Source organism: Tistlia consotensis USBA 355 (assembly GCF_900177295.1).
Classification (GTDB): Bacteria; Pseudomonadota; Alphaproteobacteria; order Kiloniellales; family DSM-21159; genus Tistlia; species Tistlia consotensis.
In genome coordinates, this window is sequence record NZ_FWZX01000029.1 from 22,022 (window position 1) to 42,023 (window position 20,002).

A 20,002-nucleotide genomic window follows, 5' to 3' on the forward strand; every position below is an offset into this window, starting at 1 on the left:
CAGGAGCTCTCGTGTTCGGCCCCTTCGCGACTCCCTCCGAAGTCCGCCGCCTGCGCGGCGAGCTCAAGGCGGCCAGGAGCCTAGCGACCCGGCTGCTGCAGAGCAAGCTGGCCGAGGCCCTGGCCGCGCAGATGCTGAGGCGCCATACCCGTGACTTCGAGGCGCTGCAGGAGTTCGTCGAGAAGGGCGTGCTGTCGCGCGCCGCGATCGTCCACAAGACCGAGGACTCGCTCGCCTTCTATCGCCGGCTGATCCGCGGCTACGACCTCGCGCCGGAGCGCATCCTGGAGATCGGCGTCAAGGGCGGCGGCAGCCTGCTGCTCTGGCGCGCGCTCTTCCCCCAGGCCCGGGTCGTCGGGCTCGACATCAAGCCCACCCTCAAGGACCTGCCCGAGGGGATCGCCGTGGTCCGGGGCGACCAGTCGGACCCCAAGGCGCTGAAGCGCCTCGCCCGCAACCACGGTCCCTTCGACCTGGTCATCGACGACGGCAGCCACGTCAGCGAGCACCAGCGCATCAGCTTCGTGACCCTGTCCCGCTACCTGAGGCCCGGCGCCCTCTACGTCATCGAGGACCTGCACACCGTTGCCAAGCCGGCCGGCGGAGAGGTCGACTACGGCGCGGACGTCTGGGGCGACTTCGTGCGCGCCGTCTTCTGGCGCTTCCAGAAGCGGCCGGTCGAGGAGCTGCCGCTCCACGAGTCCCTGCGCCCCCTGCTCCGCCACGTCACCGACATGACCATGGGCCGCCGCCAGCTCGCCCTGCGCATCGGCGAGCCGCCCGAGCCCGTCGACGAGGGCTGAGGCCGCGCCCTCGTGGCGACGCGCCCGGACCGCCTTCCCTCCGTTCCCGGGCCACGGCGGTCCGGTCGAGCGGCTCGGCCCCGCCCCGCTATGTCGAAGGTCCGCGACCGCGAGACCCCGCATGGCTGGACAGCCGGACCATTCCCGCTCCATCGGGATTGAAGGCCTCGACCCGCCAGGGCATCATCGCGTCTTCGGAACGGGCAAGGCCGATCGAAGCCGCGCATGCCGACATCCTTGGGAAGGCTTCTCGGCACCGTCGCATGGCGCGAGCTGGTCGCCCACGCCCGCGCCGCGATCACGCACCCGCACCTGCTGGCCGCCCTGATCCGCCGGAGCCCCGCTCCGCTCGTCGAGCGCTACTACGCCTGGAAGGACTCCGGGAGAATACTCAGGGCCAGGGCGCCGGCCGGGAAGGTCCTGTTCGTCGACGGCGGCGGCCATCTCGGCGGCGGCTTCAGGTTCTTCTCGTCCTACTTTCCGCCGGGACGGGTCGAATATGACGTCTTCGAGCCCAACCCGAACTGCATCGAGCCCCTGAGGAGGAAGCTCGCCGGCTTCGACCGCGCGATCGTCAGGCTCCATCCCGCCGCGCTCTCGACCCGCAGCGGCTCCCTCCGCCTCTTCGGGATCACCGAGCGCGAAGGCGGCCCGCTTTCCACGGGCGCCTCCGTCAACCGGCACCAGCACTCGGTCTTCTACGACGCCGATGCCGGCGAGGCGCTCGAGGTCCCGGCGATCGACTTCTGCGACTACATCAGATCGAGCGGCGAACGCTACGACACCATCGTCGTGAAGCTCGACGTCGAGGGCGCCGAGAACGACCTCCTCGAAGGGCTCATCGAGCGCGACCTTCTCCGCTACATCGACACCCTCTATGTCGAGTTCCACTCGTTCTTCCTGAAGAACCCGAGGCGCCGCGCGGAACGGCTGCGCGAGACGCGGCTCATCAGGCACCTGAAGGACAGCGGGACCCACTTCAGGGTCTGGCACTAGGATCTGCGCCGGCTGCCCCGCCGCTATCCGGCGGCGCCGGTTCCCTGCCCCGCCAGGTCCTCGAGGATCGGGCAGTCGGGGCGGTGGTCGCCGTGGCAGCGCTCGATCAGGTGCTCCAGGGTGTCGCGCATGCCCTGCAGCTCGGCGATCTTGCGGTCGATCGCGGCGACCTGGCCGCGGGCCATGGCCTTGACGTCGGCGCTGGCCCGGCCGCGGTCGCGCCAGAGCGCGAGCAGCGCCGAGACCTGCTCGATCGAGAAGCCCAGGCTGCGTGCGCGCTGCACGAAGCGCAGGGTCTCGACCTCGCGGGCGTCGTAGACCCGGTAGCCGCCCTCGCTGCGCTCGGCCGGGGCGATCAGGCCGATCGATTCGTAGTAGCGGATCGTCTTGGCCGGCACGCCCGAGCGCTCGGCCGCCTCTCCGATGTTCATCTCGCTCTCCGCACCCTGCTCCGGTGGCGGTTGAGCAGCAGGGCGTTGCCGACCACCGAGACCGAGGACAGCGCCATCGCGGCCCCCGCAACCACCGGGCTCAGGAGCCCGAAGGCGGCGAAGGGGATGGCCACGGCATTGTAGACGAAGGCCCAGAACAGGTTCTCGGCGATCTTGCGATGGATCGCCTTGGCCAGATCGACGGCCTCGGCGACCAGCAGCGGCTCGGCGCGCATCAGCGCCACCGGCGCGGTCTCGAGGGCGACGTCGCTGCCCTCGCCCATGGCGATGCCGAGCTCGGCGCGGGCCAGGGCCGGCGCGTCGTTGACGCCGTCGCCGACCATGGCGACCCGCCGCCCCTCGCCCTGCAGCCGTGCGATCTCCGCCGCCTTGTCCTCGGGCAGCACCTCGGCGACGACCCGCGGGATGCCGGCCGCCGTCGCCACGGCGTCGGCGGCGCGCCGGTTGTCGCCGGTCAGCAGCACGACCTCCAGGCCGCGGGTCTGCAGCGCCGTCACCGCCTCGGCGGCGCCGGGCCGGAGCTCGTCGCCGAGCGCCAGCAGGCCGGCGGGCACGCCGTCGAGCGCGACCCAGACGACCGTCAGGCCGCGTCGCTCCAGCCGGCCGGCCGCCTCCTCCAGGGCCGCGGTCGGGACCGCGCGCTCGGCCATCAGCCGGCGGTTGCCGGCGGCGAGCCGCCGGCCCTCGACCTCGGCCTCGATGCCGCGGCCGGCGAGCGCCTTGAAGCCGCTGGGCGCCGACAGGCCGAGGCCGGCCTCGCTGGCCGCGGCCAGGATCGCGCCGGCCAGCGGATGCTCGCTGCCCTGCTGGGCCGAGGCGACGAGGCGCAGCAGGGCCTCCGCCCCGCCCTCGGCGGCCGCGACGGTCTCGACCAGGCTCGGCCGCCCCAGGGTCAGGGTGCCGGTCTTGTCGAAGACCACGGTGTCGAGCCGGCGCGCCGCCTCCAGGGCCGCGCTGTCCTTGATCAGCACGCCGTTGCGCGCGGCGACGCCCATGCCGACCATGATCGCCGCCGGGGTCGCGAGGCCGAGCGCGCAGGGACAGGCGATGACCAGCACCGCGACGGCGTGCAGGATCGCGGTCGAGAGCGCCGCACCGGCGACGAGCCAGCCGGCGAGCGTGACCAGGGCGATCGCGACGACGACCGGCACGAAGACCGCGCTGATCCGGTCGACCAGCTTCTGCACCGGCGGCTTCGAAGCCTGGGCGCCCTCGACCAGCCGGACGATGCGCGCCAGGCGCGTCGCCTCGCCGGTCGCCGTGACCTCGGCGATCAGCAGGCCGCTGCCGTTGATCGAGCCAGTGACCAGGGCGTCGCCCGGCGCCTTGTCGACCGGCAGGCTCTCGCCGGTCAGCAGCGCCTCGTCGGCCTGGCTCTCGCCGTCGCGCACCTCGGCGTCGGCCGGCACCCGCTCGCCCGGCCGGACCGCGATGCGGTCGCCGAGCTTGAGCTCCGTGGCCGGCAGGTCGGTCCAGGCGCCGTTGCGCTCGACATGGGCGATCTCGGGCTTCAGCGCCAGCAGCGCCCGGACGGCTGCCGAGGTCCGGTGGCGCGCCCGCTCCTCGAGAACCCGGCCGAGCAGCACCAGGGTCACGACCGCGGCGGCCGCCTCGTAGTAGAGGTGGGGCCCGTGCCAGGACAGCATCGCGGCCCCCGCCGTCAGGGTCAGCACCAGGCTGAGGCCGAAGGCGGCGCTCGTGCCGAGCGCGACCAGCAGGTCCATGTTGCCGCGGCCGCGCTTCAGCGCCGGCCAGGCGGCCCGGTAGAAGCGGGCGCCGGCCCAGAACTGCACCGGCGCGGCCAGGGCGAGCTGCAGCAGCGGCGGCAGGCTGGCGTCGATGCCGAGGAGCGACAGCACCATCTGGCCGACCAGCGGCAGGGTCAGCAGCGCCGCGATCCCGACGGTCGCGAGGTCGCGGCGCAGCCTGCGCTGCTCGGCCGCGGACTCGGCCGCGGCCGAGCGGGGCCTGCCGCTCAGGGATTCGGCCTTGTAGCCGGCCTCGGCCACGGCCCGCTCCAGCAGGGCCGGCGCGACCGCGCGCTCCAGCCCGACGCGGGCCCGCCGATTGGCCAGGTTGACGCTGGCGCTGGCGACGCCCGGCACGCCGAGCAGCGCCTTCTCGACGCTGGCGACGCAGCTGGCGCAGGTCATGCCCTCGATCGCGAGATCGAGGCTGCTGCTCGCCGCCCGGCCGGTGGTGTCGGCCGGCGCCTCGTCCACCGCGGCCGGACGGCAGGGCGCGGCGGAGGGCTCGCTCCAGGGCGCCGCCGGATAGCCGGCGGCCTGAAGCGCGGCGACGAGGCGCTCGCGCGCGGCCGGCGGATCGGCCAGGGCGACCTCGGCACGGCCGGCGGCGTGGTCGACCTCGGCCGAGGCGACCCCCTCGACCGCCTCGAGCGTCCGCCGCACCTTGGCGGCGCAGTTGCCGCAGCGCATGCCCTCGACCCGCAGCACGGTGGTCCGGTCCGCAGGCTCCGCGGCCGGCGCCTCGCCAGGCGCCTCCAGCCCGGCCGGATAGCCCGCCTCGCGCAGGGCTGCGAGCAGGGTCCCGGGCTCGACCGCCGCGTCCGCGAGCGTCACCTCGGCGCGGCCGGCCGCATGGTCGACCTCGGCCGAGGCGACGCCCTCGACCGCCTCGAGCGCGCGCCGGACTTTGCCGGCACAGCCACCGCAATGCATGCCCTCGACCCGGAGCGCCAGGGCGCGTGGCGAGGTCGCGGCCGCGGGATCTTCGATGATGGAATCGGTCATGCCGGCCAAGATGGAGCTTCCAGTAGCTGGAAGGTCAAGAGACGGATAGAGCGGCCTCCGCCGTCGCGCTGAACTGGGCCTTCAGCCGGCGTCTTTCTTCCGCGGCGCCGCGCCTGCTATAAACCTCCGTCGGCCCGCTTGGCCCTCCTCTCCGCTCCGTCCGGTAAGGCGCTGATGTTCCTGCTGATCGATAACTACGACAGCTTCACCTACAACCTCTTCCACTTCCTGGGAGAGCTGGGGGCGGAGCTCGAGGTCCGGCGCAACGACGCGCTGACCGCCGACGAGGCGCTGGCGCTCAAGCCCCAGGGCATCATCCTCTCGCCCGGGCCCTGCGACCCGCCCAAAGCGGGCATCTGCCTCGAGCTGATCGCCAAGGCCGCCGGCAAGCTGCCGCTGCTCGGGGTCTGCCTCGGCCACCAGGCGATCGGCGAGGCTTTCGGCGGCAGGGTCGTGCGCGGCCCGGCGCCGATGCACGGCAAGGTGACGCAGGTCGTCCACCAGGGCCGCGGCGTCTTCGCCGGCCTGCCCTCGCCCTTCGCCGCGACCCGCTACCATTCGCTGGTCGTCGCCCGCGAGGGCCTGCCCGACTGCCTGGAGATCACCGCCGAGGCCGAATCGGAAGGCGGGGGAGACGGCGTGATCATGGGCCTGCAGCACCGCGAGCTGCCGATCCACGGCGTGCAGTTCCACCCGGAATCGATCGCCTCGGAGCATGGCCACCGCCTGCTCGGCAATTTCCTGCGTCTCGCCGGCATGAACGACATCCGGCCGCTGCCGGCCGCCGCCGCGGCGACGGCCGCCTGACCGGGAGCGGCCGATGCAGGGGGACCTGAAGGAGATCCGCAGCCTGATCGCGGAGGTCGCGACCGGCCGGCCGATGAGCCTGGAGGAGTCTGAGCGCGCCTTCGACGTGATCATGTCGGGCAACGCCACGCCCGCGCAGATGGGCGGCCTGCTGATGGCGCTCAGGGTGCGCGGCGAGACGGTCGACGAGATCCTGGGGGCCGCGCGCACCATGCGCGCCAAGATGACGACGATCGAGGCGCCGGCCGGCGCCATCGACACCTGCGGCACCGGCGGCGACGCCAAGGGCACCTACAACATCTCGACGGCCGCCGCCTTCGTCGTCGCGGCCTGCGGCGTGCCGGTCGCCAAGCATGGCAACCGGGCCCTGTCCTCGAAGAGCGGCGCCGCCGACGTGCTGGGGGCGCTGGGCATCGACGTCGAGACCGACATGGCGACGGTGCAGCGCGCGCTCTGGGAGGTCGGCACCTGCTTCCTGATGGCGCCGCGCCACCACAGCGCGATGCGCCACGTCGGGCCGACCCGGGTCGAGCTCGGTACCCGGACGATCTTCAACCTGCTGGGGCCCCTGTGCAATCCGGCCAAGGTCAGGCGCCAGATCATGGGCGTCTTCGACCGGGCCTGGATCGAGCCGCTGGCCGAGGTGCTGAAGGGCCTGGGCCACGAGAAGGCCTGGGTGTTCCACGGCGAGGGCGGCTTCGACGAGCTGACCACCTCCGGGACCAGCTGGGTCGCGGCGCTGGCCGACGGCCGGGTCCGGACCTTCGAGGTGACGCCGGAGGCCGCCGGCCTGCCGCGCTGCAGCCCCGACGACCTCAAGGGCGGCGATGCCGAGACCAACGCCGCGGCGATCCGCGCCCTGCTCGGCGGCCAGCACGGCCCGTTCCGCGACACCGTGCTGCTGACCTCGGCGGCCGCCCTGATCGTTGCCGACAAGGCGGGCGACCTGAAGCAGGGCGTCGCCAAGGCGGCCGAGGCGCTGGACAGCGGCCGGGCGATGCGGGTGCTGGAGCGCCTGATCCAGGTGACCGACGGCAAAACGCCGGTCTGAACAGACGAGGGAGGAGAGTCCCGGTGAGCGACGTGCTGGCACGGATCTGCGACGACAAGCGCGCCTTCGTGGCGGCGCGCAAGGCGATCCGGCCGGAAGCGCGGCTCGCCGCCGAGGCCGCCGCGGCCTCGCGCCCGCGCGGCTTCCTCGCCGCGCTCAAGGCCGGCTGCCTCAGGAACGGCTTCGCCCTGATCTGCGAGATCAAGAAAGCCTCGCCCTCCAAGGGCCTGATCCGCGAGGACTTCGACCCGCCGCGCCTAGCCGAGGCCTATGCCGCCGGCGGCGCCTCCTGCCTGTCGGTGCTGACCGACGAGCCCTGGTTCCAGGGCAGCGACGCGCACCTGATCGCGGCGCGCGCCGCGGTCGGGCTGCCGGTGATCCGCAAGGACTTCATGCTCGAGCCCTACCAGATCCTGGAGAGCCGGGCGCTCGGCGCCGACTGCGTGCTGCTGATCCTGGCGGCCCTCTCCGACGCGCAGGCGGCCGAGCTGGAGAGCACGGCGCTGGAGCTCGGCATGGACGTGCTGCTCGAGGTGCACGACGCCGCGGAGCTCGAGCGGGCGCTCAGCCTCAAGTCGCCGCTGCTCGGCATAAACAACCGCAATCTCAAGACCTTGCAGGTCGACCTTGCGACGACGGAGTCGCTGGCGCCGCGGGTCCCGCGCGAGCGCTTCCTGGTCGGCGAGAGCGGCGTCTACGGGCCGGCCGACATCGCCCGCCTGCGCCGCGCCGGCGCCCGGGCCTTCCTGATCGGCGAATCGCTGATGCGCCAGGCCGACGTCACGGCGGCGACCCGGGCGCTCTTCGCCGGCGACGAGCAGGCGGCCTGATGGGCGGGTCGGGCGGCGGCTTCACCCACTTCGACGCCGAGGGCAAGGCGGTCATGGTCGACGTCTCGGCCAAGGCCGAGACCGAGCGCACGGCGACGGCCCGCGGCGAGATCGTCATGCAGCCCGCGACCCTGGCGCTGATCCGCGACGGCGGCGTCGAGAAGGGCGACGTGCTGTCGGTCGCGCGGCTCGCCGGCATCATGGGCGCCAAGCGCACCCCGGAGCTGATCCCGCTCTGCCATCCCCTCGCCCTCGCCTCGGTCAAGGTCGACCTCCGGCTGGCCCCGGAGCGCAACGCCGTCGAGATCGAGGCGACCTGCAAGCTGACCGGGCGGACCGGCGTCGAGATGGAGGCCCTGACCGCCGTCTCGGTCGCGGCGCTGACCGTCTACGACATGTGCAAGGCGGTCGACCGCGCCATGCGCATCGGCGAGATCCGTCTGGTCCACAAGGCCGGCGGCAAGTCCGGCGGCTACGAGGCCGCCTGAGCCATGGAGACCGCCCAATGATCTCGGTCGAGGAGGCCCTGCAGCGCATCCTCGCCGGCTTCCAGCCGCTGCCCGCCGAGGTGCTGCCGATCGGCGAGGCCTTCGGCCGCGTCCTGGCCGAGCCGCTGGTCGCCCGCGCGACCCAGCCGCCGGCCGCGGTCTCGGCGATGGACGGCTACGCCGTGCGCGCCGCCGACGTCGCGGCGGTGCCCTGCGAGCTCGAGGTCGTCGGCCACGTGCCGGCCGGCAGCAGCCACGACGGCCGGCTGCAGCCCGGCCAGGCCGTGCGCATCTTCACCGGCGCGCCGCTGCCCGAGGGCGCCGACTCGATCGTCATCCAGGAGGACACCGAGGCGCTGGATGGCCGGGTCCGCGTGCTCGAATCAGTGCGTCAGGGCAACTACGTGCGCCCGGCCGGGCTCGACTTCCGGGCCGGCGAGGTCGGCCTGGAGGCCGGCCGGCGCCTGACCGCCCGCGACGTCGGCCTCGCCGCCGCCATGGACCGGCCCTGGCTGTCGGTGCGGCGCCGGCCGCGCGTCGCGATCCTGGCGACCGGCGACGAGGTCGTCATGCCCGGCGAGCCGCGCGGGCCGAACCAGATCGTCAGCTCCAACGGCCTGTCGCTCTCGGCCGCGGTGCGCGCCTGCGGCGGCGAGCCCCTGCTGCTGGCGATCGCCCGCGACGACGCCGCCTCGCTGCAGGCCCTGGCCGGCGAGGCGCGCGGCGCCGACCTGCTGGTCACCACCGGCGGCGCCTCGGTCGGCGAGCACGACCTGGTACGCCAGGCGCTCGGCGAGCGCGGCCTGGAGCTTGACTTCTGGCAGATCGCCATGCGCCCGGGCAAGCCGCTGATGTTCGGCCGGATCCAGGGCACGCCGCTGCTCGGCCTGCCGGGCAACCCCGTCTCGACCGTGGTCTGCGCCACCCTCTTCCTGCGCCCGGTCCTGGAGCGCCTGCAGGGCCTGGAGCGGCCGCCGCACCGGCTGCTGCCGGCCCGGCTCGGCGTGCCGCTGAAGCAGAACGACCGGCGCCAGGACTACCTGCGCAGCAGGCTCGAGCGCCAGCCCGACGGCACGGTCGTCGCCAGCCCCTTCCCGCGGCAGGATTCCTCGATGCTGGCGGTGCTGTCGCAGGCCGAGGGCCTGGTCGTGCGGGCGCCCCACGCGCCGCCCGCCGCCGCCGGCGACCCGATCGCCTACCTGCCCCTGGACGGCGATCTGCTGTCGCTCTGAGGCGCGTCAAAAGACGTCACTTCTGTTACTCTCCGGTTGCTTGACGACACCCTGGAACATTGATAGAACGTCCCGATAAGTTTTCGCTTCGTTCCAGCCTGTAACCGTGTCGTAACCGTCATCGCTCGCCAGGTTCTGTCGTCGATGTCAGCGCGCACCGGGGGGAATACGGACCATGCTGACGCGTAAACAGCACGAGTTGCTGACCTACCTGCAGAAGTACCTCGCCGACCACGGCGTCTCGCCCTCCTTCGACGAGATGCGCGACGCGCTCGGCCTGAAATCCAAGTCCGGCATCCACCGTCTGATCACCGGTCTCGAGGAGCGCGGCTTCATCCGCCGCCTGCCGCACCGGGCGCGCGCCATCGAGGTGCTGCGCCTGCCCGAGGACGTGACCGGCCGCGCCGGCTTCGCCCCGGCGGTCATCCAGGGCGGCCGCGCCGAGCCGCGCAAGCCGATCGGCCGGCCGGTGCAGGCCAGCGAGGCCGGCCTGGAGGCGAGCAGCCTGCCGCTCTACGGCCGCATCGCCGCCGGCACGCCGATCGAGGCGCTGCGCAACGAGGACCGCTTCGTCGAGGTGCCGCCGACCCTGATCGGCCGGGGCAAGCACTACGCCCTCGAGGTCGAGGGCGATTCGATGATCGACGCCGGCATCCACGACGGCGACACGGTGATCATCGAGGAGACCGACTACGCCGAGAACGGCGCCATCGTCGTCGCCCTGGTCGACGGCGAGGAGGTCACCCTGAAGCGGCTGCGCCGCCGCCAGGGCGCGATCGCCCTGGAGCCGGCCAACGTCAACTACGAGACCCGGCTCTTCCCGCCCGACCGCGTCACGATCCAGGGCCGCCTGGTCGGCCTGATCCGCCGCTACTGAGGCTGTCGGCGGGCCGGCAGGCGCGGCGATGATTCTTCTGGTCTACGCCGTCCCGACGACCCTTGTCATCGCCCTCACGCTGACGCTGCCGGTTTGGGTCATTCGCAAGTGTGTGGGACGATTCTGGGGCCTCTCCGCCCTTGAGACGACGCTCTGGCGCGCGCTGGGCGATGTCGCCTTCGTTTTCACCGCGCTGCTCGTCCTGGCCCATGCCGGCGAGCGCTACGCGCCCTTGGCGCAGTGCTTCAGCCTGCTCGGCACCTGCGCGCTTCCGCTGGGCGACGTTCTGTTCGCCTGGGGGTTCTTCTTCCAAGTGGCGACCGTTCCCCTCGGCATCCCGATCGCTGTCTTCGCCTGCATTGAGGCGGTCCGACGCCACCGCGCTTCGGCATCGAAGATCTCGTCTCCGGAAGCCAATTAGGCCTGCACGATCAGTCGCCCTCAGCGTCGCCATCCTCCGCGCCCTCGGGCGCGGCCCACGGCGGCCGGCGCGGGCGGTCGCTACGGCGGACCCAGGGCCGCTCGCCGCGGGCCTCGCGGGTTGTCTCGACGGAGATGCCCGCGGCCGACAGGCGGATCGCCTGGCCGCCCTCGCGCCACAGCCGCCAGCGGTCGACGATCAGCTGCGGCGCCGGCGGGCCCTGGCCGCAGGCCCGCGGCACCGACAGCGTCGTGACGATGACCCGGGCGGCGCGGCAGTCCTCCAGCAGCGCCATGGCGTCCTCGGGCAGCGCGATCCGGCCCCAGCGCGTCTCGTAGAGGCAGCCGTAGCCGTCGCAGCGCAGCCAGTCCGGCACCGAGGCACCGGCGTCCGGCCAGTCCAGCCCCTCGTCGAGGGCGGCGCGGCGCAGCCACTGCTCGGCGACGAAGCGCGCCCGCCGGCCGCTCGACAGGGCGAGCCCGCCGCCGGCGCCGCGCACCGCGACCAGGCGTCCGTCCTCGGCGACCAGCAGGTCGGGCGGCCGCCGGGTCCAGGGCGAGGCCAGCCCGAGCAGCAGCAGCGGCAGCCCCAGGAGCCGCAGCGCCGGCGGCTTCCAGAGGCAGAGCCAGAGGCCGCCGAGCGCGACCGCCGCGAGGCCCCAGCCCGGCATCGCCGGCACCAGGGCGACGGCGCTCGGCCAGCCGGCGACCATCCCGGCGACCCAGAGGATCGCCCGGATGCCCTCGCCGAGCAGCCAGAGGAAGGGCGCGTCGAGCCCGACGGGCATGGCGAGCAGCGCGAGCAGGGCGGCCGGCATGACCAGGAAGGCCGCGACCGGCACCGCCAGCAGGTTCGCGACCAGGCCGTAGAGCGCCAGACGGTTGAAGTGGTAGGCGGCGAAGGGCGCCGTCGCGAGGCCCGCGATCAGCGAGGTGAAGGCGAGCGCGGCGAGGTAGCCGAGCGGCCGCAGCCAGAGGCTCTCGCCGCGCGCCAGGGCTCTCAGGCCCCGCCCCCGCTCCCGCCAGCCGCGCCACAGCTCCCAGGCCGCGACCAGCGCGACGACCGCGGCGAAGGACAGCTGGAAGGAGGCGCTGACCAGGCTCTCGGGCGCCAGCAGCAGGACGGCGGCGGCGGCCCAGGCGACGAGGCGGAGGGTCAGGGCGGTGCGGTCGAGCAGCACGGCGAGCAGCACCAGGCCGACCATGACGAAGGCGCGCTGCGCGGTGACGCTGGCGCCGGCCAGCTGCAGGTAGCCGAAGGCGGCCGCCAGCGCCGCGGCGGCCGCCCACTTCTTGATCGGCCGGGTCAGCGCGAGCGCCGGCACCGCGGCCAGCCCGGCGCGCAGGGCGAAGAACACGGCGCCGGCGGCGAGCCCCAGATGCAGGCCGGAGATCGCCAGCAGGTGCGCCAGGCCGCTGTTGCGCAGCGCCGCCAGGTCGGGCTCCGAGATCGCGCCGCGCTCGCCGACGGTCAGGGCCGCCGCGACCGCGCCGCGCCGGTCCGGCAGCACCGCCAGCGCCCGCTCGGCGATGGCCTGGCGCAGGCCGTCGCGCCAGCGCGTCAGCCGCGCCCCGAGGCCCGGCTCGCCGCCGGCCGCCGGTGCCAGGCGCTCCAGCTTGCCGAGCGCGAAGCCGACGGCGCCGAGCCGGAGGAACCAGGCCCGGCGGGCGAAGTCGTAGGCGCCGGGTGTCGCCGGCCCCGGCGGCGGCCGCAGGATCGCCAGCAGCGCGATCCGGTCGCCGGGCCCGACCTCGGGCTCCAGGCCGCGCAGCGAGACGCGCAGCCGCTCCGGCGTCGCCGCCCCGGGGAGGCGCCCGATCCGGGCCTCGCCGAGCCAGAGGCGGCGGCCTTCGCCGTCGCGCTCGACCCGCTCGACCGTCGCCTGCAGCCGCACCGGCCCGAGCTCCTGCTGCAGCACCGGCGCGGCGACCGCCAGGCTGCGCAGCTGGGCGAGCTGGAAGCCGAGCGCGGCGGCCAGAGCCGCGAGCAGCAGCGGGCCGATCCAGGCGCGGCGCCAGAGCAGCAGCAGCGGCAAGCCGAGCAGGCCGACGACCAGGGGCGCCAGCCAGCGCGGCGGCTCGAGCGGCAGCGCGAAGTAGAGCGCGATGCCGGCGCCGAGCAGCACCGGCAGCCAGAGCGCCGCCTGCGGGCGGGCCGCCTGGACCAGGGCCCCTATCTGCCGGCCGAAGCCTGGGATCACGACCGCCCGCGCCTCCCGCGCGCCACGAGGACCGCCCGAACAGGTTGCACCTGGCGGACAGTTGAGCACGCCCAGGCGGCAAATGCAGCAGCGCGCCCGCGGCAAGGTGGCCGGCAGCGGGCGGCGCCTCGGGGGTGCGGCGACCGTCGCCGCGTGCTAGACAGCCCGACCCGACACCTTGACCCACCACAGGACCCGACGCCGGCCATGCCTCCCGTCACCCGTTTCGCCCCCTCGCCGACCGGCTTCCTGCACATCGGCGGCGCCCGCACGGCGCTGTTCAACTGGCTCTACGCCCGCCACCACGGCGGCCGCTTCCTGCTGCGCATCGAGGATACCGACCGGGCGCGCTCGACCGAGGCCGCGATCGCCGCGATCCTCGACGGCCTGGCCTGGCTCGGCCTGGAGTGGGACGGCGAGGTCGTCTACCAGTTCGCCCGTGCCGAGCGGCACGCCGAGGTCGCCCGCCGCCTGGTCGCGGAGGGCCGCGCCTACTACTGCTACGCCACGCCGGCCGAGCTGGAGGAGATGCGCGCAACGGCGCGCGCCGAGGGCCGGCCGCTGCGCTACGACGGCCGCTGGCGCGACCGCGACCCCGCCGAGGCGCCGGAGGGCGTGCCGCCGGTCGTGCGCATGAAGGCGCCCCAGGAGGGCGAGACGACGATCGCCGACCTGGTCCAGGGCGAGGTCACGGTCGCCAATGCGCAGCTCGACGACATGGTGCTGCTGCGCGCCGACGGCACGCCGACCTACATGCTCTCGGTCGTGGTCGACGACCACGACATGGACATCACCACGGTGATCCGCGGCGACGACCACCTGACCAACGCCTTCCGCCAGACCCAGCTCTACCGGCTGTGCGGCTGGGAGCCGCCGGCCTTCGCGCACATCCCGCTGATCCACGGGCCGGACGGCGCCAAGCTGTCGAAGCGCCACGGCGCGCTCGGTGTCGAGGCCTACCGCGAGATGGGCTACCTGCCGGAGGCGCTGCGCAACTACCTGCTGCGCCTCGGCTGGGCGCACGGCGACGACGAGATCATCCCGACCGACAAGGCGATCGAGTGGTTCGACCTCGACGGCGTCGGCCGCTCGCCGGCGCGCTTCGACTTCGACAAGCTGAACCACCTGAACGGCCACTACATCCGCGAGGCCGACGACGCGCGCCTCGCCGGGCTGGTCGCCGGCAGCTTCGAGCCGGCGCCCTCGCCGGCGGCGCTGGGCCGCCTCACGGCCGGCATGGCCGGCATGAAGGCGCGCGCCAAGACCCTGAAGGAGCTGGCCGAGCTCGGCGCCTTCTACGTCGCCGAGCGGCCGCTGGTCCTGAACGAGAAGGCGGAGAAGCTGCTGACCGCAGAGGCGCTCCAGGCCCTCGCCGCGCTGCGCCCCCGCCTGGCGTCGCTGGCCGACTGGACCGCCGAGGCGATCGAGGCCGAGGCGCGGGCCTTCGCCGAGGCCGCCGGGCTCAAGCTCGGCGCCGTGGCGCAGCCGCTGCGCGCCGCGCTGACCGGCTCCAACGTCTCGCCGCCGATCTTCGAGGCGGCGGCGATCCTGGGGCGCGACGAGACGCTGGCGCGGCTCGACGACCGTCTCGCGCCACCCTGAGCGGCGTTCGCCGACCCCTGAATTTCACGCGACGCAGGGCGGCGGAGCGACGCAATTGATCGACGGCGGCCCGCTCAGTATGCTGCGCCGCAACCAAGGGCGCGGGCCGATATCCGCGCATTTCCTCTAGGGAACATGGAGAGTCACGTGGCGGCGGATGGCAAGAACGCAACGGCAACCCTGACCGACAACACGACCGGCAAGAGCTGGGACTTTCCGATCCTGGAGGGAACGGTCGGGCCACGGGTGATCGACGTGCGCAAGCTCTACGCCGAGACCGGCATGTTCACCTACGACCCGGGCTTCACCTCGACCGGGTCCTGCGAGTCCGCGATCACCTACATCGACGGCGACCAGGGCGTGCTGATGCACCGCGGCTACAAGATCGAGGAGCTGGCGGAGCAGTCCAACTTCCTGGAGGTCTGCTACCTGCTGCTGCACGGCGAGCTGCCGGACAAGGCGCAGATGAAGTCCTTCGAGAAGAACATCACCTACCACACGATGCTGCACGAGCAGATGATGTACTTCTTCCGGGGCTTCCGGCGCGACAGCCACCCGATGGCGATCATGTGCGGCGTGGTCGGCGCGCTCTCGGCCTTCTACCACGACTCGACCGACATCCGGGACCCGCACCAGCGGATGGTCGCGCAGCACCGCCTGATCGCGAAGATGCCGACGATCGCGTCGATGGCCTTCAAGTATTCGATCGGCCAGCCCTTCGTCTATCCGCGCAACGACCTCAGCTACGCCGAGAACTTCCTCTACATGACCTTCGCGGTGCCGGCGGAGGAGTACAAGGTCAGCCCGGTCATGGCGCGCGCCATGGACCGCATCTTCATCCTGCACGCGGACCACGAGCAGAACGCCTCGACCTCGACGGTGCGCATCGCCGGCTCGTCGGGCGCCAATCCCTTCGCCTGCATCGCCGCCGGCATCGCCAGCCTCTGGGGCCCGGCGCACGGCGGCGCCAACGAGGCGGTGCTCAACATGCTCATGGAGATCGGCCACAAGGACAAGATCCCGGAGTTCCTGGCGCGCGCCAAGGACAAGGACGATCCCTTCCGCCTGATGGGCTTCGGCCACCGCGTCTACAAGAACTACGATCCGCGCGCCAAGGTGCTGCGCCAGTCGGCCTACGAGGTGCTGGAGGAGCTGGGCGACAGCAACGACCCGCTGCTCGAGCTGGCCATGGAGCTCGAGAAGATCGCGCTGGAGGACCCCTACTTCGTCGAGAAGAAGCTGTTCCCGAACGTCGACTTCTATTCGGGCATCATCCTCAAGGCGATGGGCTTCCCGACCTCGATGTTCACCGTGCTCTTCGCCCTGGCCCGCACGGTCGGCTGGGTCGCCCAGTGGACCGAGATGATCGAGGACCCGCAGCAGAAGATCAGCCGGCCGCGCCAGCTCTACAAGGGCTACACCGAGCGCGCCTACAAGCCCCTCGACCAGCGCGGCTGAGCGCCGGCCCTCAGGCCTCGGCCAGCGCCGAGGGCGCCGGCCGGGCCGCCTGTCCCGGTGACGGGAACAGCACCTCGAGCCGCAGCCCCGGCCGGTTGTCGAGCAGGCGGATCTCGGCGTCGTGCAGCAGCGCGATCGAGCGGGCGATGCTGAGGCCCAGGCCGTTGCCGCGCGTCGAGCGGCTGCGGTCGAGCCGGTAGAAGCGCTTGAAGACCAGCTCGCGCTCGGCCTCGGGGATGCCCGGCCCGTCGTCGGCGACGGCCAGCAGCGGCCGGCCGCCGCGCCGCGCCAGCTCCAGCGACAGGCTGGCGCCCGGCGGCGTGTGCTCGATCGCGTTCTCCAGCGCGTTGGCGGCCATCTGGGTCAGCAGCGCCCGGTCGCCGCGCACCGTCAGGCCGGCGGCGATCGTCGAGGCGAAGCGCTTGCCGGCCTCGCTGGCCACGGCCTCGTAGGTCTCGGCGAGCTCGGCGGCGAGCGCCGAGAGGTCGACCGGCAGGAAGCTGGCGCGCGTCGTCCCGGAATCGATCTGGCCGATGCGCAGCAGGGCGTCGAAGGTGGCGAGCAGCTGGTCGACCTCGTCGAGCGCCGCCACGACCAGGCGGTCGCGGCGTTCCGGCCCGGGGTCCTCGAAGCGCAGCGCCTCCAGCCGGTTGTGGACCCGGGTCAGCGGCGTGCGCAGGTCGTGGGCGATGCCGCTGGAGACCATCTCGACGTCCTGGGTCAGGGCCTCGATGCCGTCGAGCATAGCGTTGATGTTGCCGGACAGCCGGTCGAACTCGTCGCCGGTGCCGTGCAGCGGGATCCGGGTCGCGACCCCGCCGTCGCGGATCCGCTCGGTCGCCCGCGCGATGCCGTCGATCCGGCGCAGCACCATGACCGCCATCATCCAGCCGCAGATCAGCGCAAGCGGCACCGCGATGGCGAAGGTCCAGCTGGTGCCGTTGCGCACCAGCGCCGTGGTGTCGTGCAGCAGCTCGGAGTTGACCGCCACCGCCAGCAGCATGCCGTTCCCGAGGCCGACCGCCTTGGCGATCATCGGCTCGTCGTCGTCGAGCGCGCTGTACTCGAACCAGCCGGCGCGGCCGGGCAGCGCCGTCATGCTGCCGGCGAGCAGGCCCTGCCCGCCCCGGCTCAGGCCGTAGAGGAAGCCGGTGTCCTGGAAGTTCGGCGTCCGGGCGTCGAGCTCGACCGCCAGCGCCGCCAGGCCCTTGGCCTGCTCGAGCTGGCGCAGGCGCACGATCTCCCGCTCGACGTCGCCGCGCAGGTCGCGCTCGATGTACCAGACCGCGGCGGTGCCGCCGGCCAGCAGCAGCGAGACCACGCCGACGACGAACAGGCCGACGTAGACGATGGTCAGCCGGAACGAGGCCGAGGAGAGGATCTTAGCCGGCTGGCGCAAGGACATAGCCGGCTCCCCTGACGGTCCGGATCAGCTCCTCGGCGAAGGGTCGGTCGACCTTGGCGCGCAGCCGGCTCATGTGGGTCTCGACGACGCTGGTCTTGGGCTCGAAATTGTACTCCCAGACGTGCTCCAGCAGCATCGTGCGCGTGACGACCTCGCCGGCGTGCTGCATCAGGTACTCGAGCAGCCGGTACTCGCGCGGCTGCAGCTCGATCGTCTGGCCGCCGCGCTGGACCTGGCGGGTCAGGCGGTTGAGCGTCAGGTCGCCGACCGACAGCTCGGCATCTGGCTGGTTGAGCGGCCGCCGCCGGACCAGGGCGCGCAGCCGCGCGGTCAGCTCCGAGAAGGCGAAGGGCTTGACCAGGTAGTCGTCGCCGCCGGCGTCGAGCCCGGTCACCCGGTGGTCCAGGCTGCTCAGGGCGCTGAGGAACAGCACCGGCGCCTCGACCCCGGATTCGCGCAGCAGCTTGACGACCTGCAGGCCGTCCATGCCGGGCAGCAGCCGGTCCAGGACCAGCACGTCGTACTGGCCGTCGCTGGCCAGGAACAGGCCGTCGCGGCCAGTCGCCGCGTGGTCGACCAAGTCGCCGCGCTCGCGCAGCCCGCGCACGATGTAGTCCGCCGTGTCGGCGTCGTCCTCGATCAGCAGCACTTTCACGGTCGGGGTCGGTCCCTCGGGTCGTTTCCGTCCGGGCGCACTATCCCCCGAGCAGCGCGAAGGTGTCGACGTTCACGGCGTCGCGGCAGCCCGGCATCTCGATGTGCAGGGCATGCCAGACCGCGAAGAACAGCAGCTGCCAGCGCAGGCCGGCCGTCTCGCGCCGGGCCTCCCGGAACAGCCGGCCGGCGTCGAGCTCCGGCAGGTGGAGCCGGAGCGCCCGGTTGTCGGCGAGCAGGCCGGCCAGGCGCCGGGCGCTGCGCTCCATCCAGTGGGCGACCGGCACCGTGAAGCCGCGCTTGCGGTCGAAGGCACCGGCCTCCGGCGCCTCGCGCTGCAGCCAGGTCTTGAGCAGCAGCTTGCCGGTCCCGCCGGACAGCCGGAGCCGGTCCGGCAGGCCCAGGCCGAACTGCAGCACCTCGCGGTCGAGGAAGGGCGTGCGCCCCTCCAGGCCGTGCGCCATCAGGCAGTTGTCCAGGCGCAGCAGCAGCTTGGCCGGCAGCGTCTCGGCGAGGTCGCGGAGCTGCCGGGCGACCAGGCGCGACGGGCCGGGCCCGCCCCCGGCCGGACGGAAGGCGCTGCGCTCCGGGACCGGCGCGAAGGACTCGCGGCCGCGCAGCCGCCGCAGCCAGCTGCGCAGCCAGCTCTGGCGATAGCGGCCGTAGCCGGCGAAGACCTCGTCGCCGCCCTCACCGCACAGCACGACCTTGAGCGACTGCGCGGCGGTCTCGGCCAGCTTCCAGGTCGGCAGGGCCGCATAGTCGGCGACCGGATCCTCCATGTAGGCGGCGACCCGCGGCAGATAGGTCCAGCAGTCGGCCTCGGTGAAGGTCAGCGCCTGGTGCTCGCTGCCGAAGCGCTGGGCGAGGCGGCGCGCCCGCTCCGGCTCGGCATCCCCCCCCTTGCCCCCGCGCGGGCCGACGTCGAAGCCGATCGTGAAGGACTGGATCGGCGGCAGGCCGAGCTTGGCGTGGGCGACCAGGATCGCCGAGGAATCGACGCCGCCCGACAGGAACAGGCCGTAGGGCACGTCGGCCCGGCAGTGCAGCCGGACGCTGTCCAGCAGGACCTCGTCGAGCTGCACCAGGGCCGATGCCCGGCTCGGCGGCGGGCTCCGCCGCGGCAGGGCCAGGGCCGGCAGCCGGCTCTCGGCCCGGCGGCCGCCGGCGATCGTCACCAGCTCGCCGGGCAGGACGCGCCGGACGCCGGCGAGCAGCGCGTCCTCGCCCAGGCAGTAGCCGCGCGCCAGCCAGTCCTGCAGCGGGCCGTCGGCGACCCGGGCGACGGCCAGCCCGGCCTGCACGAAGGCCTTGGGCGAGGAGGCGAAGGCGACGCCCTGGGGAAGGTCGAGAAGGTAGAGCGGCTTGATGCCGAAGCGGTCGCGATGCAGGACCAGCAGGTCGCGCACGGGGTCGTGCAGCGCGAAGGCGAACATGCCGCGCAGCCGCTCGAACCCCTCCGGCCCGAAGGTCTCGTAGACCGCCAGGATCACCTCGGTATCGCAGAGGGTGCGGAAGCGGTAGCCCGGCAGCGCCGCCCGCAGCTCGGGCGCGTTGTAGATCTCGCCGTTGTAGCTGATCACCGTACCGGCCGCCGAGGACATCGGCTGGGCGCCGCCGGCGAGGTCGACGATCGACAGGCGGGCATGGCCGAGGCCGACCGGCCCCTGGGTCCAGAGGTCCGCGGCGTCGGGCCCGCGCGAATGCAGCGCCTCCGTCATGCGTTGCAGGACCCGGCGGTCAACCGCCCTGCCCTCGGCCATGAACAGGCCAGCCACTCCGCACATGCCGCGCGCACCCCGGTCGCCACGGTCCTGGGTTGCGCTCCCGGACCCTTGGGCCGGGCGGCGGACCGACGTCGAGGACCGTGGCAGGGCGAGCGACCGGTACGCCCCGTCACGGCGGGCCGTGCCGGGACCGGCACTATCGGCCGCGGCAGCTTACCGGAGCCGCGCAGCCACTTTACAAATCGG

17 protein-coding genes are annotated in these 20,002 nt (G+C 73.3%); 11 read left to right on the forward strand and 6 right to left on the reverse strand.

Annotated elements, in window-relative coordinates; genetic code table 11:
* The first annotated feature begins 11 nt into the window (after positions 1-11).
* A complete protein-coding gene (locus B9O00_RS25385) occupies positions 12-803 on the forward strand; it encodes a class I SAM-dependent methyltransferase (protein ID WP_085125522.1) in 792 nt (263 codons plus the stop codon).
* A 225-nt stretch (positions 804-1,028) separates the two neighbouring features.
* Positions 1,029-1,799: an FkbM family methyltransferase gene (locus B9O00_RS25390; protein ID WP_085125523.1), complete on the forward strand. Its 771-nt coding sequence runs from the start codon at positions 1,029-1,031 to the stop codon at positions 1,797-1,799.
* A gap of 23 nt (positions 1,800-1,822) precedes the next feature.
* On the opposite strand, the gene cueR is transcribed toward B9O00_RS25390, so the two are convergent.
* On the reverse strand, positions 1,823-2,230 hold the full coding sequence (cueR, locus tag B9O00_RS25395; RefSeq protein WP_085125524.1) for a Cu(I)-responsive transcriptional regulator: 408 nt from the start codon (positions 2,228-2,230) through the stop codon (positions 1,823-1,825).
* Positions 2,227-5,004, reverse strand: coding sequence for a heavy metal translocating P-type ATPase (locus B9O00_RS25400; protein WP_085125578.1), 2,778 nt, complete (start codon positions 5,002-5,004; stop codon positions 2,227-2,229). Before B9O00_RS25400 ends, cueR begins: the two co-directional genes overlap by 4 nt.
* A 174-nt stretch (positions 5,005-5,178) precedes the next feature.
* Between B9O00_RS25400 and B9O00_RS25405 the strand changes: the two genes are divergently transcribed.
* The 7 genes from B9O00_RS25405 (at position 5,179) to B9O00_RS25435 (ending at position 10,710) form a co-directional block, all read left to right on the forward strand.
* Positions 5,179-5,811, forward strand: a complete 633-nt coding sequence (locus B9O00_RS25405; RefSeq protein WP_085125525.1) for an anthranilate synthase component II — start codon at positions 5,179-5,181, stop codon at positions 5,809-5,811.
* 13 nt (positions 5,812-5,824) lie between these two features.
* Positions 5,825-6,862, forward strand: coding sequence for an anthranilate phosphoribosyltransferase (trpD, locus tag B9O00_RS25410; protein ID WP_085125526.1), 1,038 nt, complete (start codon positions 5,825-5,827; stop codon positions 6,860-6,862).
* Positions 6,863-6,885: 23 nt separating this feature from the next.
* Positions 6,886-7,692, forward strand: a complete 807-nt coding sequence (gene trpC, locus B9O00_RS25415; protein ID WP_085125527.1) for an indole-3-glycerol phosphate synthase TrpC — start codon at positions 6,886-6,888, stop codon at positions 7,690-7,692.
* Positions 7,692-8,180 carry a cyclic pyranopterin monophosphate synthase MoaC gene (moaC, locus tag B9O00_RS25420; RefSeq protein ID WP_085125528.1) on the forward strand — a complete coding sequence of 163 codons (489 nt, stop codon included), beginning with the start codon at positions 7,692-7,694 and terminating at the stop codon, positions 8,178-8,180. The genes trpC and moaC overlap by 1 nt, the downstream gene beginning before the upstream one ends.
* A gap of 17 nt (positions 8,181-8,197) precedes the next feature.
* Positions 8,198-9,412 (forward strand): molybdopterin molybdotransferase MoeA, encoded by a 1,215-nt coding sequence (locus tag B9O00_RS25425; protein WP_085125529.1) that lies wholly within the window; start codon positions 8,198-8,200, stop codon positions 9,410-9,412.
* 175 nt (positions 9,413-9,587) lie between these two features.
* A complete protein-coding gene (gene lexA / locus B9O00_RS25430) occupies positions 9,588-10,289 on the forward strand; it encodes a transcriptional repressor LexA (protein WP_085125530.1) in 702 nt (233 codons plus the stop codon).
* A 28-nt stretch (positions 10,290-10,317) separates the two neighbouring features.
* Complete coding sequence (locus B9O00_RS25435; protein WP_085125531.1) at positions 10,318-10,710, forward strand: hypothetical protein; 393 nt, start codon at positions 10,318-10,320, stop codon at positions 10,708-10,710.
* A gap of 10 nt (positions 10,711-10,720) precedes the next feature.
* Here B9O00_RS25435 and B9O00_RS25440 read toward each other — a convergent pair whose 3' ends face one another.
* The gene (locus B9O00_RS25440) at positions 10,721-12,910 is read right to left on the reverse strand and encodes a ComEC/Rec2 family competence protein (RefSeq protein WP_143596344.1); all 2,190 of its coding nucleotides are present in this window, start codon (positions 12,908-12,910) and stop codon (positions 10,721-10,723) included.
* A 207-nt stretch (positions 12,911-13,117) separates the two neighbouring features.
* On the opposite strand from B9O00_RS25440, the gene gltX reads away from it, so the two are divergent.
* A complete protein-coding gene (gltX, locus tag B9O00_RS25445) occupies positions 13,118-14,512 on the forward strand; it encodes a glutamate--tRNA ligase (protein ID WP_085125533.1) in 1,395 nt (464 codons plus the stop codon).
* 135 nt (positions 14,513-14,647) lie between these two features.
* Positions 14,648-15,970, forward strand: coding sequence for a citrate synthase (gltA, locus tag B9O00_RS25450; protein ID WP_085125534.1), 1,323 nt, complete (start codon positions 14,648-14,650; stop codon positions 15,968-15,970).
* A 10-nt stretch (positions 15,971-15,980) separates the two neighbouring features.
* On the opposite strand, the gene B9O00_RS25455 is transcribed toward gltA, so the two are convergent.
* Genes B9O00_RS25455 through asnB form a run of 3 tightly spaced genes read right to left on the reverse strand, consistent with a single transcriptional unit; the run spans position 15,981 to position 19,816 of the window.
* Positions 15,981-17,369 carry a HAMP domain-containing sensor histidine kinase gene (locus B9O00_RS25455; RefSeq protein WP_143596345.1) on the reverse strand — a complete coding sequence of 463 codons (1,389 nt, stop codon included), beginning with the start codon at positions 17,367-17,369 and terminating at the stop codon, positions 15,981-15,983.
* Entirely contained in the window at positions 17,353-18,030 is a 678-nt protein-coding gene (locus B9O00_RS25460) for a winged helix-turn-helix domain-containing protein (protein WP_085125536.1), read from the reverse strand. Before B9O00_RS25460 ends, B9O00_RS25455 begins: the two co-directional genes overlap by 17 nt.
* A gap of 40 nt (positions 18,031-18,070) precedes the next feature.
* Positions 18,071-19,816: an asparagine synthase (glutamine-hydrolyzing) gene (gene asnB / locus B9O00_RS25465; protein WP_085125537.1), complete on the reverse strand. Its 1,746-nt coding sequence runs from the start codon at positions 19,814-19,816 to the stop codon at positions 18,071-18,073.
* Positions 19,817-20,002: the final 186 nt, after the last annotated feature.

Bases quoted from the DNA above. Each gene is read 5' to 3' on its own strand.
- B9O00_RS25390 (WP_085125523.1), top strand. From the start codon at position 1,029: ATGCCGACATCCTTGGGAAGGCTTCTCGGCACCGTCGCATGGCGCGAG.
- cueR (WP_085125524.1), bottom strand. From the start codon at position 2,230: ATGAACATCGGAGAGGCGGCCGAGCGCTCGGGCGTGCCGGCCAAGACG.
- B9O00_RS25400 (WP_085125578.1), bottom strand. From the start codon at position 5,004: ATGACCGATTCCATCATCGAAGATCCCGCGGCCGCGACCTCGCCACGC.
- B9O00_RS25405 (WP_085125525.1), top strand. From the start codon at position 5,179: ATGTTCCTGCTGATCGATAACTACGACAGCTTCACCTACAACCTCTTC.
- trpD (WP_085125526.1), top strand. From the start codon at position 5,825: ATGCAGGGGGACCTGAAGGAGATCCGCAGCCTGATCGCGGAGGTCGCG.
- moaC (WP_085125528.1), top strand. From the start codon at position 7,692: ATGGGCGGGTCGGGCGGCGGCTTCACCCACTTCGACGCCGAGGGCAAG.
- B9O00_RS25425 (WP_085125529.1), top strand. From the start codon at position 8,198: ATGATCTCGGTCGAGGAGGCCCTGCAGCGCATCCTCGCCGGCTTCCAG.
- lexA (WP_085125530.1), top strand. From the start codon at position 9,588: ATGCTGACGCGTAAACAGCACGAGTTGCTGACCTACCTGCAGAAGTAC.
- B9O00_RS25435 (WP_085125531.1), top strand. From the start codon at position 10,318: ATGATTCTTCTGGTCTACGCCGTCCCGACGACCCTTGTCATCGCCCTC.
- gltX (WP_085125533.1), top strand. From the start codon at position 13,118: ATGCCTCCCGTCACCCGTTTCGCCCCCTCGCCGACCGGCTTCCTGCAC.
- gltA (WP_085125534.1), top strand. From the start codon at position 14,648: ATGGAGAGTCACGTGGCGGCGGATGGCAAGAACGCAACGGCAACCCTG.
- asnB (WP_085125537.1), bottom strand. From the start codon at position 19,816: ATGTGCGGAGTGGCTGGCCTGTTCATGGCCGAGGGCAGGGCGGTTGAC.